General features: G+C 68.4%; 16 protein-coding genes. 5 read left to right on the plus strand and 11 right to left on the minus strand.

The features are described from left to right. Nucleotides 1-60: 60 nt before the first annotated feature. From IPG50_13440 to IPG50_13465, 6 genes are all read right to left on the minus strand, one after another. Complete coding sequence (locus IPG50_13440) at nt 61-927, minus strand: trypsin-like serine protease (GenBank protein MBK6693189.1); 867 nt, start codon at nt 925-927, stop codon at nt 61-63. Nucleotides 928-1,139: 212 nt separating this feature from the next. Beyond that, on the minus strand, nt 1,140-1,769 hold the full coding sequence (locus IPG50_13445; GenBank protein MBK6693190.1) for a pilus assembly protein PilP: 630 nt from the start codon (nt 1,767-1,769) through the stop codon (nt 1,140-1,142). Then, nucleotides 1,766-2,386 (minus strand): type 4a pilus biogenesis protein PilO, encoded by a 621-nt coding sequence (gene pilO, locus IPG50_13450; GenBank protein ID MBK6693191.1) that lies wholly within the window; start codon nt 2,384-2,386, stop codon nt 1,766-1,768. The genes IPG50_13445 and pilO overlap by 4 nt, the downstream gene beginning before the upstream one ends. Beyond that, on the minus strand, nt 2,387-3,028 hold the full coding sequence (locus tag IPG50_13455) for a PilN domain-containing protein (GenBank protein ID MBK6693192.1): 642 nt from the start codon (nt 3,026-3,028) through the stop codon (nt 2,387-2,389). It abuts the gene before it with no gap. Continuing rightward, a complete protein-coding gene (gene pilM, locus IPG50_13460; GenBank protein ID MBK6693193.1) occupies nt 3,025-4,077 on the minus strand; it encodes a type IV pilus assembly protein PilM in 1,053 nt (350 codons plus the stop codon). The genes IPG50_13455 and pilM overlap by 4 nt, the downstream gene beginning before the upstream one ends. A gap of 190 nt (nt 4,078-4,267) precedes the next feature. Further along, nucleotides 4,268-5,527, minus strand: coding sequence for a hypothetical protein (locus IPG50_13465; protein MBK6693194.1), 1,260 nt, complete (start codon nt 5,525-5,527; stop codon nt 4,268-4,270). 201 nt (nt 5,528-5,728) lie between these two features. Here IPG50_13465 and IPG50_13470 point away from each other — a divergent pair, with 201 nt between their 5' ends. Continuing rightward, nucleotides 5,729-6,874: a DUF882 domain-containing protein gene (locus IPG50_13470; GenBank protein MBK6693195.1), complete on the plus strand. Its 1,146-nt coding sequence runs from the start codon at nt 5,729-5,731 to the stop codon at nt 6,872-6,874. A 108-nt stretch (nt 6,875-6,982) separates the two neighbouring features. Further along, entirely contained in the window at nt 6,983-7,645 is a 663-nt protein-coding gene (locus IPG50_13475; GenBank protein MBK6693196.1) for a hypothetical protein, read from the plus strand. A gap of 22 nt (nt 7,646-7,667) precedes the next feature. Here IPG50_13475 and IPG50_13480 read toward each other — a convergent pair whose 3' ends face one another. Both IPG50_13480 and IPG50_13485 read right to left on the minus strand, forming a co-directional pair. After that, the gene (locus tag IPG50_13480; protein MBK6693197.1) at nt 7,668-7,826 is read right to left on the minus strand and encodes a hypothetical protein; all 159 of its coding nucleotides are present in this window, start codon (nt 7,824-7,826) and stop codon (nt 7,668-7,670) included. Nucleotides 7,827-8,097: 271 nt separating this feature from the next. Next, entirely contained in the window at nt 8,098-10,761 is a 2,664-nt protein-coding gene (locus IPG50_13485) for a hypothetical protein (GenBank protein MBK6693198.1), read from the minus strand. A 102-nt stretch (nt 10,762-10,863) separates the two neighbouring features. Here IPG50_13485 and IPG50_13490 point away from each other — a divergent pair, with 102 nt between their 5' ends. Beyond that, nucleotides 10,864-11,772, plus strand: coding sequence for an acyl-CoA dehydrogenase family protein (locus IPG50_13490; protein MBK6693199.1), 909 nt, complete (start codon nt 10,864-10,866; stop codon nt 11,770-11,772). Here the strand turns inward: IPG50_13490 and IPG50_13495 are convergent. Continuing rightward, nucleotides 11,767-12,471 (minus strand): phosphatase PAP2 family protein, encoded by a 705-nt coding sequence (locus IPG50_13495; GenBank protein MBK6693200.1) that lies wholly within the window; start codon nt 12,469-12,471, stop codon nt 11,767-11,769. The two genes, IPG50_13490 and IPG50_13495, sit on opposite strands and share 6 nt — an antisense overlap. A 280-nt stretch (nt 12,472-12,751) precedes the next feature. On the opposite strand from IPG50_13495, the gene IPG50_13500 reads away from it, so the two are divergent. Next, on the plus strand, nt 12,752-13,957 hold the full coding sequence (locus tag IPG50_13500; protein ID MBK6693201.1) for a beta-lactamase family protein: 1,206 nt from the start codon (nt 12,752-12,754) through the stop codon (nt 13,955-13,957). A gap of 58 nt (nt 13,958-14,015) precedes the next feature. On the opposite strand, the gene IPG50_13505 is transcribed toward IPG50_13500, so the two are convergent. Continuing rightward, the gene (locus tag IPG50_13505; GenBank protein ID MBK6693202.1) at nt 14,016-14,948 is read right to left on the minus strand and encodes an RluA family pseudouridine synthase; all 933 of its coding nucleotides are present in this window, start codon (nt 14,946-14,948) and stop codon (nt 14,016-14,018) included. A 111-nt stretch (nt 14,949-15,059) separates the two neighbouring features. On the opposite strand from IPG50_13505, the gene IPG50_13510 reads away from it, so the two are divergent. After that, complete coding sequence (locus tag IPG50_13510) at nt 15,060-16,736, plus strand: DNA polymerase/3'-5' exonuclease PolX (GenBank protein ID MBK6693203.1); 1,677 nt, start codon at nt 15,060-15,062, stop codon at nt 16,734-16,736. Here the strand turns inward: IPG50_13510 and IPG50_13515 are convergent. Next, on the minus strand, nt 16,730-17,680 hold the full coding sequence (locus IPG50_13515; protein MBK6693204.1) for a hypothetical protein: 951 nt from the start codon (nt 17,678-17,680) through the stop codon (nt 16,730-16,732). The genes IPG50_13510 and IPG50_13515 overlap by 7 nt on opposite strands. Nucleotides 17,681-17,799: the final 119 nt, after the last annotated feature.

Here is a 17,799-nt window from a genome sequence, read left to right on the forward strand (position 1 = left end):
CCGGACGTGCTCGCACGGTGCTTCCGGTGAACCACCTCAGCGAACGGCTTCGCGTCACGATCAAGGTCCGTGGCAGCTGACCTGTTGCGCGCTGCACGTCTGCGTGGCCGAGCACGTCTGGAGGGTGCGCCACCGCTGTCCGTCGCACATTTGAAGCGCTTGACCGTCGCATCGCATCGGGATCTCCGCTCCCGTCGTCGTGCAACGCTCCTCGAGCGGGAAGCTCACGACGACCTGGGCGAGCCAGTCGGCAATCCCGTCGGTTCGAACGAAGGTTTGCTCGTGGTGCGCGGCCGCGACGCCGTCCTTGGCGCATGACACGACCCCAACCACACGCCACGGTGCGCTTCCACCAAGGCCTGCGAACGCACAGAGCAGGGGTCCACCGGAGTCTCCCTCGTCGGTGATGCCGCCGCTCGGGCCAGCGGCAGCTACGACCGACAGGCTGCCGGACGCAAGCGACTGCACGCGGACCTGTGCAACGCGCTTCTCCTTGGTCGTCGTGACGCCGCCCACGTCGTGACGCCCGTAGCCGACGGTCCAGCAGCTCTGTCCGACGGAAAGCGACGACGACACCACGCGCACATCGCTTCCCGGGCGCGGGAACGACTGCGGCCGTACGGTTGTCACGGGTGTCACGGGTGTCGCCAGATGAAGCACCGCCACGTCGGTCGTCGCAAGCGGGCAGCTCATGGAGTTGGCGACATCGAAGCCCGGGTAAAGGGCCACCTTGTCGACCTCGTAGCGCGTGAGGTTGCCTGGCATGTCGGTCGATGGGCCGCCGTTCGACAGTACCGGACCTCCCGCCCCCAGGTAGAAGCCGGAGATCTCCTCCTCCACGCCCTGCACGCAATGACCTGCCGTGAGCACGACGTCCGGTGCAATCAGAGTCCCCGTACAGACCCCGCCGCTCGCGAAACCGATCATGCCCACCGCGTAGTCACCACCCCAAGGCGCGCCGCCCTGGATGGCGGACTCTATGGAAGCGTTGTCACGTGACGTCGGCGTTGAACACCCCGCGGCGAGAGCAGCGGCGCAGGCGAGACGGAACCATCGTGCGGCGGCCTTCGACATGCCGGGCATTAGCACCCGCGACGTCGACCGCTGGCCTGCGCGCCCCAGGTTTTACGGTCTGCGCCCTAAAGCCGAATGTCGTCCTTCCCCTCGGGACGCAGCGGCAAGACGCGCGTCGCGGGAGGAATGCTCGGTTGCGCCGGATCTTCGCGGAGCAGCACGACGTCGCCGTCGCGAATCTTGTCGACGCGCCAGTTCAATTGATAGTCGGTGCCGTTGGTGCCGCCGACGTGGACGAGATCGGCGCGGCCCAGGTAGTCGCCGCGCTTTAGGACCCAGCCCTTGCCACCGGGGTCCACGAACATCGCACGCGGGTAGTCGCCGGAGATGACGATGGCCACGAGGCGGAGCTCGTCGACGGTGTGCTGCGCGAGGATGACGTCGCGTTGAACCTGGCGTCCCGGCTGCTGCTTCTGCTCGCTGAAGAGCTTGGCAAAGTTTCGGAACGGGTCTCGGCTCTTGTCGCTCTCGACGAAGTCGTTCTCGCTGAAGGCGGGAGCCTCGCGCTTCACCGGCTCGCCGGCGTCGGGCGCCTCTTGCGCGCCGCGTCGCACGGGAGGCGCTACGGCGCCCGCCGAGGCCGGTGCCGCGCTCGACGCCGCCGCCGGCGCCGGTTTCTTGGCGCCGTCGTCGCCGCACGCCACGAGTGCGAGCGGCACCAGCGCCGCGAGCCAGTAGGCACGGGACGGCCTCATTTCTTGTCTCCTTCCGGCGCCGCCGGCGCGCCCGGCGTGCGGGCCGTCGGCTTTGCTCGCAGCTTGAAGGTCGTGGCGAGGCACTTCACCTTCAGCTTGATCTCGTCGCCATCCATCTTGGGCTCGGTCAGCTCGATGTTCTCGAGGTTGATGATGCGCTCGACCTTGCCCATCTCGAAGGCGAACTTGGCAATCTGGTGGAACTTGCCGCCGAGCTCGATACGCATCGGGACCTTCGCGTAGAAGGCCTCGTTCTTCTCCTCCGCCGGCTGCCACGCCTTGAGATCAACGCCGGAGAGGTTGGACACCTGCTGAATCGACGACAAGAAGCTCGCCGGCTCGGTCTCCGCGGGAAGCTGCTTGTTGAGCTCGCGCTGCTGTTGCTGCCGCACGGCGAGCTCGTCGCGGTCGGCGAAGTAGCTCGCCTGCGCTTGCTTCTGCCGCGCAAGCTCCGTGTTGAGGTCGTTCTGTTGCTTGTTGGCCGCGGTGATCTTGCCGTCGACCTCGGTGAAGAAGATGAGCCAATAGCCGAAGCCCAAAACGACCACAAAGAAGGCGCCGATGCCGATTTTGCCGGCCAGCGGCAGCTTCGCGAGAACGCTCGGTTTCGCAGCCATCTAGTACCTCACCTTCGCGGAGAGCTCGAACTTGAGAAGGTCCACGTGGCTGTCCTTGTCGAAGGTCTTGACCGCCGGCAGGAGCTTGACCTCGTAGAAGTAGTCCGACAGCGTCAAGCGGCGCACGAACTCCGAGACGTCTTCACCGTCACGCGCGTGGCCGATGATCCGGACCTTTCGATCGGTCTCTGCGTACGAGTTGAGCCACATGCGACGGCTATCCCAGCCCTGGTTGGGCACCGCGCCCAAGTTGTCGCGCTTCAACTGTTCGAGCTTGTCGTTGTCGACGGTGGGACCGCGACCGATGGTGAGCATTTTCGCCAGCTCGAGGAGGGTCTCGGTCGGGCCGGTGCGCGCCGACTGGAGCTTCTTGATGGCCTCTTCGCGGTCGCGCAGGTCCTTGAGCTGCGACTTGATCTCGTTGTGGTTCGAGATCTGCCGCTTGATGTCGTTGATCTGGGCGTCGACCTTCTGGTTGACCGAGACCACGCGCTTCAGCTCGTCCTGCTTCGCCTTCTGCACGAAGATGAGGACGACGACCTCCAGCAACACGACGCCGAGGACCACGAGGAGCCAGTTCTGGTTCCCCTCGGAGGCACGCCGCGCTTCCCGCTTTTGCGGGAGTAGATTGATGCGAATCAAGAGCGTCGCTCCTTCTCCGCGCGGAGCGCGAGGCCGCACGCGACGGCGAATTGTGTCGCGCGCGCGCGAAGATCAGCCTCGTTGACGCTCTTCGCGTCGACGCCGACGTTGGCAAAGGGGTCGAGAATGCTGACGGGCACGCGGGCGCGTTTCTCGATGGCGAGCGCGAGCGGACCGCAATAAGCCGAGCCGCCGCAAAGATGGACGCGCGAGATCTCCGAGTCACCGCTCGTCGCCAGGTAGAAGTCGAGGGAGCGCTGGATCTCGCCGGCGAGCGCTTCGCAGGCTTGGCCCACCGACGTGAGCACCTGCGGCGGCACCGTGTGCGGCTGCGCAGCGCCGAGCTTGTAGAACTCGGCCTGCTCGAAGGGGACGCCGAGTTGCTTCTGGATCTCCTCGGTGATCGAGTTGCCGGCGTTGGTGATCTCGCGGGTGAAGGCGCTGACGCCGCGCGAGACGATGTTGAGGCTCGAGAGCGACGCGCCGACGTTCAAGAGCGCGACGGTGCCGTCTTGCGGCAGCCCTTGCGAGTACTCGAAGATGTTCTGCACAGTGAAGGCGTTGATGTCGACGACCACGGGGCGAAGCTTGGCCTCGCGAATGATGCCGGCAAAATCGTTGATTTCGGCCTTCTTGGCCGCGACCAGCAAGAGGTCCATGTGGCCCGCTTCCGGGCGGCGCTTCAGAACTTCGTAGTCGACCGACATCTCCTTGATGTCGAAGGGGATGTGCTGCTCGGCTTCCCAGCTGATCTGCTCTTCGAGCTCGTCGGCCGTCATCATGGGGACCGTGATTTTGCGAACGATGACCGACTGCCCGTACACGCCGACCGCGACCTCTTTCTGCGAGATGCGGTTGTCCTTGTAGAGCCTCGACAGCGCCTCGATGACGGCGCCGGAGTTCATGATGTGCCCGTCGACGATGGTCTGCGGTGGCAGCGGCGCGAAACCGCTCCGCATGACCGTGTAGCGTTTGGATTTCTCCTTCAGCTGCACGGCCTTGATGGAGCTGGCTCCAATGTCGAGGCCGACGAGGGTCTTTTCACCCATGATGGTGCGATGGTCCTTCCGTGCCTCTCCGAGAGCCGAAGCCTCGAGAGGGATGAACCACGAAAGTGTCGCACCCCGATCCGGGGCCGGTCAAAAAACGAGGACCGTTGTGTCGCTCGCCCACTGGCACCGCCCTAACCATACAGACGGCGAAGGCGCGGCGCCTCAGGCGGCGCTTCGGCGACAACCGCTAAAGACGATAGGTCTTTCCGATGAGCTCGACCTCGGCGCGCGCCGGGGAGCCGAAGAGCAGCGTGCCCGACGCCCACCCGGCCCGAAGGGAAGGGCGAGCCTCGGTGCGATCGGCGAAGGAGGCGACCTGAGGGACCAACGCGAGGTACGGCCCCGCGACGCCCGCGACGCGAACGTCGAGGTTCACGCGCGGAACGACGCAAGCGATGCCCACGGCCGGATCGACGTCGCCCGTGGCGGAGGCTTCGAACGAAGCGTCGAGCTCGTAGGGCCATTCGCCGGCCTGAATCCAGTTCGTCGGCAGCGTGTTCTTCGTTGGGTTGAACCGGGAGGAACCCCCAAAGCGGACTGTGGCGCCGAGCGCGACCGTCGCGGCGACGCGGCCACCGGCCAGGAGATCGCAGCGGAGGTTGCCGCTCACGCCGAGCTGAACGGGAACGGGAAAAGGGCCGATGGGCACGAGGAACGTCACCGGCGGGAGCTTTGCGTCGGGCGTGACGAAGATCGGCGCGCGCACGCCGGCCATGCCGCTGACGGTGATCTCCATCTTGGCGCGCATCTCACCGCGGAGGCCGATCTCGAGCCCCGACTCGCGTCGATAGGCGAGCTTGCCCTCGGGCTTGAACGACAGGTCGAGCGGGCCGAGGTCTACGTTGCCCACGAAGGCGCCGAGGTTCGCGTTGGGGGGGACCACCCAGACCATCGGGAGCTGACCGCTCAAGAGACCGCTCCACGCGCCCGTGTTCGCGGGCGTGTTGGCCGACGTGTTGGCCGGGGGCGTGCCCCCCACGTCGAGGAGCGACAGACTCGCCGGCTCGAGCGAGCCGCCGCGGAGCCCGCGCGCGAGATAGATGCGAAGAACGTCATCCTCGGAGAGCCCCGCCATTTCTTCGAGCGAGAGCGGCGTCGTGGTGAGACGAAGCGTATCGCCGGAGTCAAGCCGGCCTTCACCTTGGACCCGGGTCGCGCTCGTCACGCGGGCGTAGATCCCTTCATCGGCGCGGCCGGGGAGCGGATGAATGAGGAGCGCCTTTCCAAGCATCGCCGGAGCGTCGTACGGGAGGGGTACGCCATCGACGGAGGTCCGAAGGACGACCTCGCCGCTCTGCGCGTCGGCGCGAACCACGTAGCGGTCGCCGTCGGCCAACGTCAGAGCTCCCTCTGCCTCGGCCGAGTACGCGGCATCCTCGTCGGCAGCCGGGGCCGAACAGCCGGCGAGCAGCGAGACGGCGAGCAAGGGCACGAGAAGGGGGCGCATGGCCTTCGCCGAGCAGCCGCCATACCAACTCGCAACCAATGTCATTCCAGCTACTTAGCTTGGAGGCCCCACGCCCTTGCACACGACAGCCGTGCCGCCGAGTGCAAGCCCTCCAAGACCCGCTCCGAAGGGCCGCCCGAAAAGCTCTCGGAAAGAGGTGGGGCGGGGCCCGCGTTGGCGAGAACATGCTAAGGACCGCGCATGCCGCTGGTGGGAGGCTTCGCTCGACCGTTCTTCGCCGGCACCGCGTTCATGGCGGTGCTCTCTTGTTCCTTCTTCGCGGCGACGGCCTCCGCCGACACGACGCACGTCGTCGCGCGCGGCCATACGCTTGAGTCGATCGCCAATCGCTACCACGTGCCAGCGAAGGCGATCCTCGAGGCCAACAAGCTGAAGAACCCGAACCGCCTTCGCCCCGGCGACACGCTCGTCATCCCCGGCGTCACGCCGAAGGACAAGAAAGACGGCAAGTCGGCACTGGGCGCCGACGCGAAGGAAAAGGGCGCGAAAGAAAACGCGCGCGGCGCCAAGACCGGCGAGCACAAGGACGGCAAGAAGACCAAACCGCCGACCTACGCGATGAAGGCGAAAAACCCCGGCGTGGTGCACCTGGCGCGCCTCGCCACCACCGAAGACGCCAAGCTCCGCCTCGTCGACCGCCGTGGCCGCAACGTGCCACAAGCCGCCAAGCCCATCGAGAAGCTGCTCCGCAGCGCCTCCGGTCAATCGAAGCCCATCGAGCCGCGGCTCATGGCGCTCCTCGCCATCGTCTCGGATCACTTCGGCGGTCGTAAGATCGAGGTCATCAGCGGATACCGCCCCTACGCGCCGACGCAACACACGGCGCACTCGAACCACAACGTCGGCAAGGCCATCGACTTTCGCGTCGTCGGTGTCCCCAACGAAGTGGTGCGCGATTTTTGCCGCACGCTGCGCAACGTCGGCGTGGGGTACTACCCGAACAGCACGTTCGTCCACCTCGACGCCCGCTCCACGCCGGCCTTCTGGATCGACTACTCGCGGCCCGGCGAGCCGCCGCGCTACAACGACCCGAACGTCGAGGCCGACGAAGGCACGAGCGACGTGGGCGCCGACGTGCTCACGAGCAGCGACGGAAAAGACTCCGACACAGCCAACACGGCGCCGGAGAAGACCGACGAAAAGGGCGCGACGGAGTCGACGGAGCGACCGGCGAAGGCCGACGACAAGGCGAGCCCCGCGATCCCGACGCTTCCGCCCGCGACCCCGAGCGCAGCGCAGGGGGCCGCCGGCCCCGCCGCCGGAGGGACGCCGGCCGCCGCGCCATCGCCCCCGGCGAGCGGCTCCGTCCCCGCCGCAAAACCGTAACGAGGCCGGAAAAGCCGAATCATTCGGGCAACCGTTCCAAACCGGAAAGGCTGTTTTGGCCCTTCTGGATGTGGCGCGTCGTGGGCTGCCGACTAGACCGCCCCTTCGATGAAGCACTTCACGTTCGCCCTCGGATTCCTCGCGCTGACCGCCTGCTACGGAGGTGAGCCCACGCAAGAGGCTGTCCCGGCCGCCGCGGCCCCGACCAACACCGACCCGGGCACAACGCCGCCGCTCACCACGTCCGCGTCTTTCGAGAAGCTCAAGAAGACAGGCCTCAAGCTCGACCAACCCTTCGACAAGGTGATGAAGGCCGCCGAGGCCGCCGACAAGAAGGCCGGCAAGTCAGAGCGCGTCATGGCCGTCATGAAGTCGTTCACCGAGAGCTTGGGTGTATCCTGCAAAGATTGTCACGCGGCGAAAGTCGACGCCAAGGGCAAGGCGATCATGGAAGGCGGCAAGCCGGCCATGGACTTCCAGAAGAAGACCGAGACCATGAGCGTCGCCGAGCGCATGTGGAACGAGTGGGTCGTTGGCTTCCGCTTCGCGGAAGACGGCTCGCCGCTCTTCTGCGACTCGTGTCACCAAGGCGCCGCGAAGTTCCTCGACCGCAGCGAGCCCGACAAGCTCAAGACGTGGATGAAGACGAACTTCAACGCGAAGCTCCTCATCAACGGCGGCGAGAAAGACGGCGAGCCCGTCTCCTGCTCGACGTGCCACGGCAAGCCCTTCGAGGGAGAGTTCTTGAACGCGTGGAAGGCCGGCGAGTAACGCGCCGGGCGCTCGGCCAAAGCTACACGCCGGACAGCTGAAGCTCGCGACGAAGCTTCAGGTAGTCACTGAACGTGCGAGGCCTGAGCTCCGTGGTCGGGGCCTGCTCCCTCACGAGCACCGTCGGTACCGTCAGTCCCTCGCGGAGGCGCTGCAACAGATATTTCTCCGAGAGTTCCATGAGGCCCGACGAAGCACGGACGGTGCCAAGCGGCCAGGGCGCATTTCCCATGGCGGGACGGTGGCGAGGCCACGACGCGCCGGGCCCATGGAGCCGCTCGCTGGATCGGCCCACGTTCGGACGCGAGTTCGGGGCACGTCGCGTCATGTAGGCGCGGCGACGGTGAGCGCGGCCCGTGCCGCAAGAACTATCCGCCCTCGCTTGATCGCGTCGGTGCCATGAGCACCTGAACAGCGCCGCCCGAGCGTCGCTTCGCGCTGGGGCGATGCGCCTACTTCTCGACGGCCTTCGGCGGCGCAGCGGCCGCCTCGAAGCGGAACGCGCGCGGGCGGAGCGGCGTGGCCACGCCGTAGAGAGCGGTCTCGTCGTAGCGCGCCCGCGGAACGTCGGGGGTGCCGGAGCGATCGAAGATCGCACGACTCCCCTCCCCTCGATCGAGCAGCACGCCGCGTTGGCATCCGGCGCCGCGAAGGGCGTCTGCCAGAGCGCGATCCGTCGCGTCACGTCCGCGCGCCACCACGACGCGACCCGAGTCGGCGGTGCCCAGGGCCGAGCGCGTGGTGCCAGGCGGCCGCGCCGGCGAGGCGACCCCGACGTCGGCGCCCGCGAAGAGCAGCGGCAGCTCCACCGCATCCGCGTCGGCCAAGGCCGCGGCGCTTTCATTGGGGAGCTGGATGCGGAGGCTCGTGCCGCGGGCGATCACGAGCGCGGAGCCGGCGACGCCGCGCGGGGTCGGTTGTGAGACGCCGCGGACCACGAGGCCGCGGGCGCGCTTCTCGTGCGCCACGCCGAGCCCTGCCGCAAAGAGGACGCGCGACGCGTCGCCTTCGTCGAGCACGCTCGAAGCGTCGTTGGCGTTGGGATCTTTGGGTTCGTGCGCGCCGCGGCGAATGCGGTACGTGGCGCGCTCCGGCTCGATGTCGAAGAGCTCGATGCCGCCGCCCTTCGCCTCGGTCTCGAAGAGCCCCGTGAACCACGAGGGCGGCGGCTGCACGCCCTTCGCGGGCGCCCACGCCGGAGCGCCGCTCGTCGCCGGCGGCGATGGATCGCGCACGAGCACGTAGAAGAAGTCTTTCGCCGCGTGCTCGAGGTAGCGGTCCGTGGGGATCTCCATGTCCGGCGAGAGCAGCTCGGAGCGGTACTTGCGGCCGCGCAGATCGTCGACGTTCGTAAAGAGAAACCCCCTGTGGTGCGGGTTCATGTCGAGGTGCATGCCGAAGGTGCACCCGGCCATTTGCATGCCCTTCGCGAGCGTCATGCCGCTCACGTCGTCGCCCCACGCGTAGAGCATGTGGCCCGTCGCCGTCACGCACAGCCCCGAGCGCTCCGTCTGCATGCTCGTGCCCGGAAGCGTGTAGCCCCACTGCGCGCGCTTCTGCGGATTGACGCGCCCACCGTCCACCAGCGGGTCGAGGTTCTGACGGAGCGACACGATGTCGTCGGCGGCGTATCCGCCAAGATCGAGCAGCTCCTTGCCCGGCCCCCACGCGCCGAAGCCGGCGCGCCCGTCCTTCATGAGCACGACCGTCGCGGCGTTCGGTTGCGGCGGGAGCAAGACGCGCCGCTTGACCATCATGCCGTAGAAGCCGTGTTCGGTCTTGAAGGCGCCGTTGAAGGCCGCCACGACGCGCGTCGAGATGCGCGGGTCGCGCGGGATGCGTCCCGGCCCCGACGGCCCCGTCAGCGGCTTCGGATCCTCGCTGCCGGCTTCCATCTCGAGGTCGAGGCGCCGCGAGTCCATGGCCACGAGGAGCACGCGCGCGTAGGGCCGCTGCTCATCGGGCCGCACGAACGTGCGAAGGAAAGCCGACGGGGCGCCGGCGACGTCGAGGCGTTTGATCCAGGAGATCTTGGGAAGGGCCCACTCGCCTTCGCCGGCCTCCGGCGTCTTCCAAATGGACGCGATGGCCGGCGGAGGCCACGAGCCGTCGTCTTCCGAAGCGCGGTGAGCCGAGAGAAGCACGGGCGCGGCCGTGACCGACGGCGTGTCGGTGCGAACCTCCGCGGAGGCGCCGCCGAAGCGAAAGGCCGCCTGCTTGGCCGTGTCGCGGAGCGAGAAGACCCTCTCCTCGAGCCACGCGATGGGCGCCGGACCGATCCACGAGACGGCGCGCACCGTATCCACGGCCCAGTGGATGAAGCGCTTGGGTGGCCTCGACGAGAGCTCGGCGCGAAGTCCGCTGGCGTCGCCGCGCGCCAGCGTCTCGGGCGTCTTTGCGCCAAGCAAGTCGTTGGCGCCGAGATCGAGGATCGCGGTCTTGACGGCGCCGGCGGCGTCGAAGTCGACGCGGAGCTGGTCGGGCAAGAGCTCGAGCCCCACGCGTCCCGGCGGCGGATCCATGGTCACGTCGAGGCGCTTGATACCGGCGCCGTCGCCGGTCTCTTGAAGGCCCGTGAGCCACCGGAGAAGGCGATCAGTGCCGCCGGGCGCGTCGGGCGCGGCCTTGGGCGCGAGGTCCAGCACGCTGAGGCTTTGGGCCTGACCGAATGCCGAGGTGACGAACGCCGCGCGCGAGCCGCGCACCACGAGCGCGTGATCGTCGCCGATGGACGTTTGCGTGAGGTTGTGAACGCTCACGATGCCAAGCGGCCGGCCTTCGTGGGAGAGGCGCACCCGCGCTCGGTAAAGATCGCGCGGCGCGCCCGGCGTGGCCCGCGCCAAGAAGAGGACCTTGCGTCCGAAGAGCGCGTCGGAGATGAGACCCCCCGAGGGCTCCCAGCGAAGCTCCTCCGGTGCGACCACTCCGGAGGCGGCGTCGCCCAGCGCGGCGGCGAGCTCGCCGAGGTCGCGCGCGATGGGCGACGCACCGGCGAAAACGACGGCGGCGAGCCCCGTCATCGCGAGCACCCGGCGCACCTTGCGCGCGCGCGGCGGCGCAACGTTGCCGCGAGCGGCAGGCGCACGGCGGGCGGGTCGGGGACGCTCGGAGCTCATGAGCAACCTCTGGCGCTACAGCGCGCCGCTGGCGAGGTCAAGGTCTCGCCGGATCTCGCCGGACCTCGCCGGATCGCAGCTTTGGGACCATACTCTCGACCCATGCCGGATGTTGGGACGGGTTCCGCGACCGACTGTGACTCCCTCCTCGCGGCTTCGCTCGTCGCTCTTCCGTGGGCGTCCATCGAAGAGGTCCTCGGTGGCCTGGAGGACGCGTCGATGGGCGCGCCGCGCCGTGAGCCCGTGCGGCTGGCCGTGTTGGGTGGCTTCGCCGCCGATCGCGTGGCCTTTGCGACCGTCGCCGGCTACGAGGCGGCGCTCGTGCGATTGCTGGCGCCCAAGTCCCTCGAGCGCGTCGCCTTCTGCCTGTCGGAAGCGGGCGGCGGTCATCCGCGCGCCATCGAGACGCGCCTCGTGGAGGACGACGGCGCGTGGAAGCTCTTCGGGACCAAGTCCTTCGTGACGCTCGCCGAGCACGCCGAGTGGTACGTCGTCATCGCGAGCGCTGGCGAGCATGGCGACCGCAAGGACTTGAGAGCCGCGCTCGTGCGGCGCGGCGCGCCCGGCGCGAGCGTCACGCCGCGGGCGCCCCTGCCCTTCGCGCCGGAGCTTCCCCACGGCGCCCTCCAACTCGACGGCGCCCCCGTCACCGAGCTGCTCGAAGGCGACGGCTTCGAACGCTACGCAAAGCCGTTCCGCACCGTCGAGGACACGCACGTCACCTTGGCCATCGTGGCCTACGGCCTCGCGGAGGCGCGTCGCTGGCTTTGGCCTGAGGAGGCTCTCACCACGTCGTTGCGAGAGCTCTTCGCGCTAGCCCACGAAGACGCCGCAGCGAAGGAGACGCACCGCGCCCTCGACGCAGCGCTCACAGGCGCACGAGCGGCGCTGGACGCGCTCCCGTGGCCTTCGGCGCCGGCGGAGATCGCCGGCCGATGGCTCCGCGATCGGCCGCTCCTCGACGTAGCCTCGCGCGTCAGGCAGCTTCGTGCTGATCGCGCGCGCTCATGAAACGACGTCGGCTTCGGCGTCGGGGAGCCCCGCGGCCTTGCGCACGCCGTTGACGATGCGCCACGCGAGGTACGCGAAGGCCGGCGCCGCGAAGACATCGAACGTGTAGTGGACGCGCTGAAAGAGGATGAAGAGGACGACGACGACGGTCCCTACGGCGAAGACAACGCGCGTGCTCTTTCGCGTGCCCGTGAGCGCGAGGATGCACATGGTGCCGGTGTGGCCGGAGAAGAAGAGGTCTCGCGTGAGCGTGACGCTCGGGCCAAACGTCGTAACGAAGGGATCTTCGAGAGCGATCATGCCGACCGGCGGATCGAGCGGCACGAGGTACATGCCGATCCACCGGAAGCCGATCATGAGCGCGTGGGTCTGGAGGCTCGCGATCAGGCGCGACGGGTGCTTCGAGAGAAAGAAGATGCCGACAGAGAGCGTCACGTAGAGGACCGCAAAGGTGGCCCAGGTGAAGTCGATGACGGGCAGGCGACTGAGCACTGGGTCGGGCAAGACCACGCCGGGCCGCTTCTCGATGACGACCTCGCAGTAGAGCGCGAAGGACCGGAGGAAGACGGCGATGACCACCGAGTTCAGGGCGAGCTCGATGAGTCGCGCGCGGTTCCAACGGGCCCACATGGCAGGCCGGGGAATGTGGACCAACTCGCTTTCGCCGGGAAGGGGTCTTGATGCGGGATCGGTGTTCACGACGGGAGAAAATGCAGCAAGAAAGGAGGGGTATTGGGCTGAAGTGCCGACGACGCACCATTGTGTGATTCGCCGGAAAAGCAAGCGTTATCGGAGGTGGCGTCCACTCTTCGCCAAGTTCCAACGAGAAGGTCCGTCGCCGCGACTCGCGCCCCCCTGGCGTCCAGGTGAACAAGGGCACGTTCATCGTCGCAGCGCGGAGCCCCATGAAGAGTGGCTCACTTTCCCGGTGGCGCGGCCGGCCCCTGGGGTGGCGCAGATGGTGCACGGGAGGTCGAACATGCGCACCTCCATGTCGAAGACGTTGCTCCCGTTCGTGCCTGCCCTTGTCGCCATCGCCTGTTCCGGCTCGACCAGCGAGGCGACGCCAGCGACGAGCGATTTGAGCAGCATCGATGCCGCACCGGGCACGGAGGGTGCTCCCGATGGCGGTAGCAGCGGGGCCGCTCCCGACAGCGGCAACGATAGCGCTCCCGCGGCAGCGTGCAGCGCGGCGACGCTGGATGCGCTCGCCGCCACCATCGGATCCAAGCTCGATGCCGCCGCGAACGACCCCACCATCACCGCGAATCCGAACTTCACGCTGCTCATCGAGACCGAGGACGGCCAAGCGTATAGCCACTCGCAAGGCACCTCGTCCGCCACCACCGTCTACGAGTCCGCCTCGACGTCGAAGCTAGTCTCGGCGGTCGTGATCCTCGACCTCGTCGATGAGGGGCTGCTCTCCCTCGACACGAAGGCTCATGACCTCCTCCCGTTTTGGACCGAGACCACGGTCACGTTGCGTCACCTCCTCAGCTTCACGTCGGGCTTCTTCGACGAGCCAACGTGCGTCAACCAAGGCGGGGCGAACTTCGAAACCTGCGTGACGAGCATCTACACGAACAGCAGCGCGACGGCGCCGGCAGCCGGAACGCGCTTCCAATACTCGTCGACGCACCTCCAGGTCGCCGGCCTCATGGCGATGAAGGCCAAGGCGGCGGCCTCATGGACGGCCGTGTTCGACGCTTGGAAAACGAAGAGTGGACTGTTCCCCACGGCCACGTACGACCTCCCATCTGCGACGAACCCACGGCTCGCTGGGGGTATGCACTGGACGGCGAACGAATACCTCGGCTTCCTGCGCGCCCTCGCCAAGGGTCAGATCCTGAAGCCCGCGACCCGTACCGAGCTGTTTGCCAACCAGCGCGGGTCGGCGACGCTAACCACCTCGCCGGCCTGGAAAGGGCTCGCGGAGGACTGGTCCTACGGGTTCGGCAACTGGCTCGAGTGCCCCTCCGCGAAGCAGCTCGGCACCTTCAACTGCGGGGCTGGTCACAGGAACTCGAGCGCCGGCGCCTACGGCGCCTACCCCTTCATCGACTTCGAGAACCACTACTTCGGCATCCTGGCCCGCCAAGGCAAGGTGGGCACGGGGTTCGAAGGCGTGACCATCGTCCGGGCCGCCGACGAGGCCATCACCAAGTGGCGCACCTGCGGGAAGTGAGCTCGTGGCGTCGCTCGAGCGCGAAGGCGCCGAGCGGCGCCGCCATCGGAAGCGCGGCCTACCCCATCAAGTTCGCCAGCGCCGCTGGGAGCGGAGAGCTTACGTCGAAGGGATCGACACAGGCGCCGCCGCCGTACCGCACGCGCGACGCGTGCAGCGCATGGCGACCGAGGGAACGAATCGGCGCGCCGCCGTAGAGCTCGTCGCCGGCGAGCGGATGCCCCAAGGCGGCAAAGTGCGCGCGAATCTGGTGGCGCAGGGCCTTGGGCGCTTCGGCCTCGACGAGGGCCCACGCCTCTTTGCGCTCGACGACGCGGTACTGCGTGGACGCCGGCCGGGGCGCATAGCGAATGACGTCGCGCGGGTGGACGCACGCGTAGACGCGGCGCTGATCTTTCGGGTGGTTCGTGAGCGGAAACTCGATGGTGCCTTCGTCGGGGAGGCCCTCTTCTTTGACGACCACGAGGTAGGTCTTCTTGAGCGCCTCGGCCTTGAGCGACGCGCGGAGCTCCTCGAACGCGTCGGCCGTGCGGCCCACGACGACGAGCCCTGAGGTGTCCGTGTCGAGCCGGTGCACGATGCCTGGCTCACGCGGCGAATAGCCGAACGCGGCAAGCTCCGGGTAGTGCCCCACGAGCGCGTTGGCGAGCGAGCCGGTCTCGCCGGCGCGAAGCGGCGCCGTGGGCTGGCCTGCCGGTTTGTCGGCGACGATGACCTCCTTCGATTCGAAGCGAATCACCAGCGGTGCGTCGGGCTCAGGCACGGCGGGCGTGTCCGCGGAGGGGATCTGCGTCGTGTCGACGGTGATGCGTTCGCCCTCTTGGACCGGAGCGCCCTTCGGACGGCGACGGCCGTCGACGCGGACGAAGCCACCCTCGATGGCGTCCTTGAGGCGAGCGCGCGACAAACCTTTCGCCAGCTTGCCAACGGCGCGATCCAGCCGCTCGCCGGCAAGCTCGGGCGGAACAACAAGCTCAAGGATGTCTGACATCGGCGCCACCATACCTCGGCGCCGGCTCGTTCCCCGCAGCGATCGGTGATTCTCGGTGCATTTTCGTATTTTTCACCTTGGTCCGCGACGAAATCGGGCTAGAAGCGCCGTGTGAAGTCGGGGGACGTAGCGAAGCGGCTCATGGAAATGGCCCTCCGGCTGGACGTCCTCGCTTCCCGGCCCGAGCGGGCCCGCGCCTACCGAGCCTACGCCGCTCGCCTGAAGCGCGCCGGCGGACGTGCAGCCGTCCGGCCTTCCGCCACGCCGGCGGCCGGCGCGAGGACGGTGCCGCCGTGGCTCAAGCGCGACCTCGACGAGCTCATCGCGACGGGTAGCTTCGATGCCCTCGAAGACGCGCGCTCCGCCGTCTCGGACGAGCTCTTCGCGCTCGCCGAGGCGCCGGCTCTCGGGCCGCGGATCACGCGTGTGCTCCTCGAGCGCGCCGGCGCGCGCACCGTCAGCGAGCTCGCCGACGTCCTTCGCGGAGGTTTCTTGCCGCGTGTGCCGAGCCTCGACGCGATGGGCAAGGACGCCCTCCGGCGCTTGCTCCCCGAACCGCCGTCGATGCTCTTGGCCTCGGCGCGCGACGCCGGTCGGCTCGTGACGTGCGCGCTCGCCGCCGAAGGCGCCCTGGCGGTCGTGAGCGGCGATACACGTCGCGGCCTCGAGCGCGTGGGCGAGCTGTTGGTCCTGGCGACGGGCATCGGCCCGCGCGCCACCGCCGACGTGCTCCGCTCCAACGACGACGCGCTCCTCGTGCGCAGCGTGGTGGTCTCGCGCGACGAAGTTTATTGCATTCTGCAAGGACGCGGCCCGCTCAGGGTGCGCATTGTTCCCGCAGAGGACTTCGCCTTGGCGTCGCTGGCCGCCACCAGCGACCGAGGGCACCTTCGCTGGCTCGAACGGCACGCCGTCGGCAAGGGTGGCCTCGCCGCGGCGGCCCGCGGTGCCGACTCGGAGCAGGCGATCTACGAGAGCCTCGGCCTGCCGTACGTCGTGCCGGAGCTTCGCATCGGCGCGTGCGACAGCGGTGCTGTCGTGCTCGCCGAGCGGAGCGTGCGCGGCGCCTTTCATGTCCACACCGACTGGAGCGACGGCAGCGCCTCCATCGTGGCCATGGCCGAAGCGGCGCGCCGCGAAGGCTACGAGTACATCGGCATCAGCGATCACTCGCGCGCCGCCCCTTACGCCAACGGCCTCGACGAAGGGCGCCTGTTCGATCAGAAGAAGGGCATCCAGCGCGCCCGCCGCGACGTGCGAGGGATCGAGATCTTGCACGGCATCGAGGTCGACATCCTCCCCGACGGCACGCTCGATCTCGCCGATGACGTTTTGTCGACGCTCGACTTCGTCATCGCCAGCGTCCACTCCGACACGCGCATGGATCGCCGCGCCATGACGCAGCGGCTGCTCCGCGCCGTGCAGAACCCCTGGGTCACGATGCTCGGTCATCCCACGGGGCGCTTGCTCTCAGGCAAGAGCGGCTACTCGTTCGATCTCGAGGCCGTCGCCGACGCGGCGCGCGAGAACGACACGTGGATGGAGATCAACGCGAACGGCCACCGGCTCGACTTGTCGCCGGCGCTGCTTCGGCGCGCCCGCGCTCGCGGCGCGAGCTTCGCCATCAACCCCGACGCCCACTCGCCAGAGGGCCTCGCCGACGTCGCCCTGGGCGAGTGCATGGCGCGGCGCGCCGGTTTGTGCGCCGATTCCGTCAAGAACACGCGCGGTCGCCGCGAGATGCACAAACTCTTGGACGAACGAAAGCGCCTCGCGCTCCGTCACTGAACCTCGGCGCTCCACGCGGCGAGCGACGCCGCGTCCCCCTCCGGCAAGAACGGCGCGACCTCTTCGATGGCGCCGAGTCGACTCTTCGCGAGCCCCAGCGCGAAGCCTGACGCGCGCGCCGTGGCCGCCGTCAGCGGGTGCGGCGACGAGACGAGTCGAACGAGCTCCTCGGAGAGCGAGCGAAGACCGAGCTCGGCGACGAGCATCAACGTGAGCGGCCTCGGATCACGAACGCGTGCCACGCGATCTCGCAGGACGGCGCGCAAGCGCGCCACCACGTCCGCCGTCGGATTCGCCAATCGCCCACCGCGATATCCGGCGTCGTCTTGCGCGATGCCGAGCCCGCCACCGCGAATGAGCTGCCGCGACGCCATGAGGAGTCGCTCCGCTTGCGGCTCCCACGCCTCACCGGCGGCCTCGCGACCTTCGAGGTCCACGGCGGCCACGTGCTCGGCTTCGCTCGCGTAGGCGTCGCGGTGCGCGAGCAAGCACTCGAGCGGTGCGTCGCCGGTCACGTGCCCCACGAGCCTTCCTTCCGGGGTGGCCACGAGCACGACGCTGTGCCGCGTGGTGTCGGAGGCTTGGTCACGCGTGAAGACCGTCTCGACCTCAACGCCTGACACGGCGCCCCATCGCAAGATGCGTGTCTCGGCGCCGAGATCAACGACCACGCCCCAAGGCACGATGTCCATGCGCGCGGGTCGCGCGGGAGCGTGTGGCGCCACCTTGCGCCGAAGCCGCGCCCACGCGAGCGGCGTCGCGACGGCAACGCTCGAGAGCGCCGCCGCGCGCCATCCGCCTCCCGCATAGACACCGGCGGCGAGCCCTGCGGTGCCCGCGAGCGCCGCGGCGAGCGAGCCAGCCATGGGCTGACGACGACCGGCGACGACCGTGACGAGACGGAAGTTCGGCTCCGGTGCCAGCTCCTTCGGGGCACTCGCCATCGGCTCAAGCATAGCGTCGCGGTCCGGCAGCGGTAGCGGCGACCGTCGTGCGGCGCTCGGACGCGCCTTCTCCGGCATCGGCCGACGCCTTCGGTTACGCTTCATGGCGCGAGAATCGG

It is taken from the genome of Myxococcales bacterium, from assembly GCA_016703425.1.
Lineage (GTDB): Bacteria > Myxococcota_A > Polyangia > Polyangiales > Polyangiaceae > JADJCA01.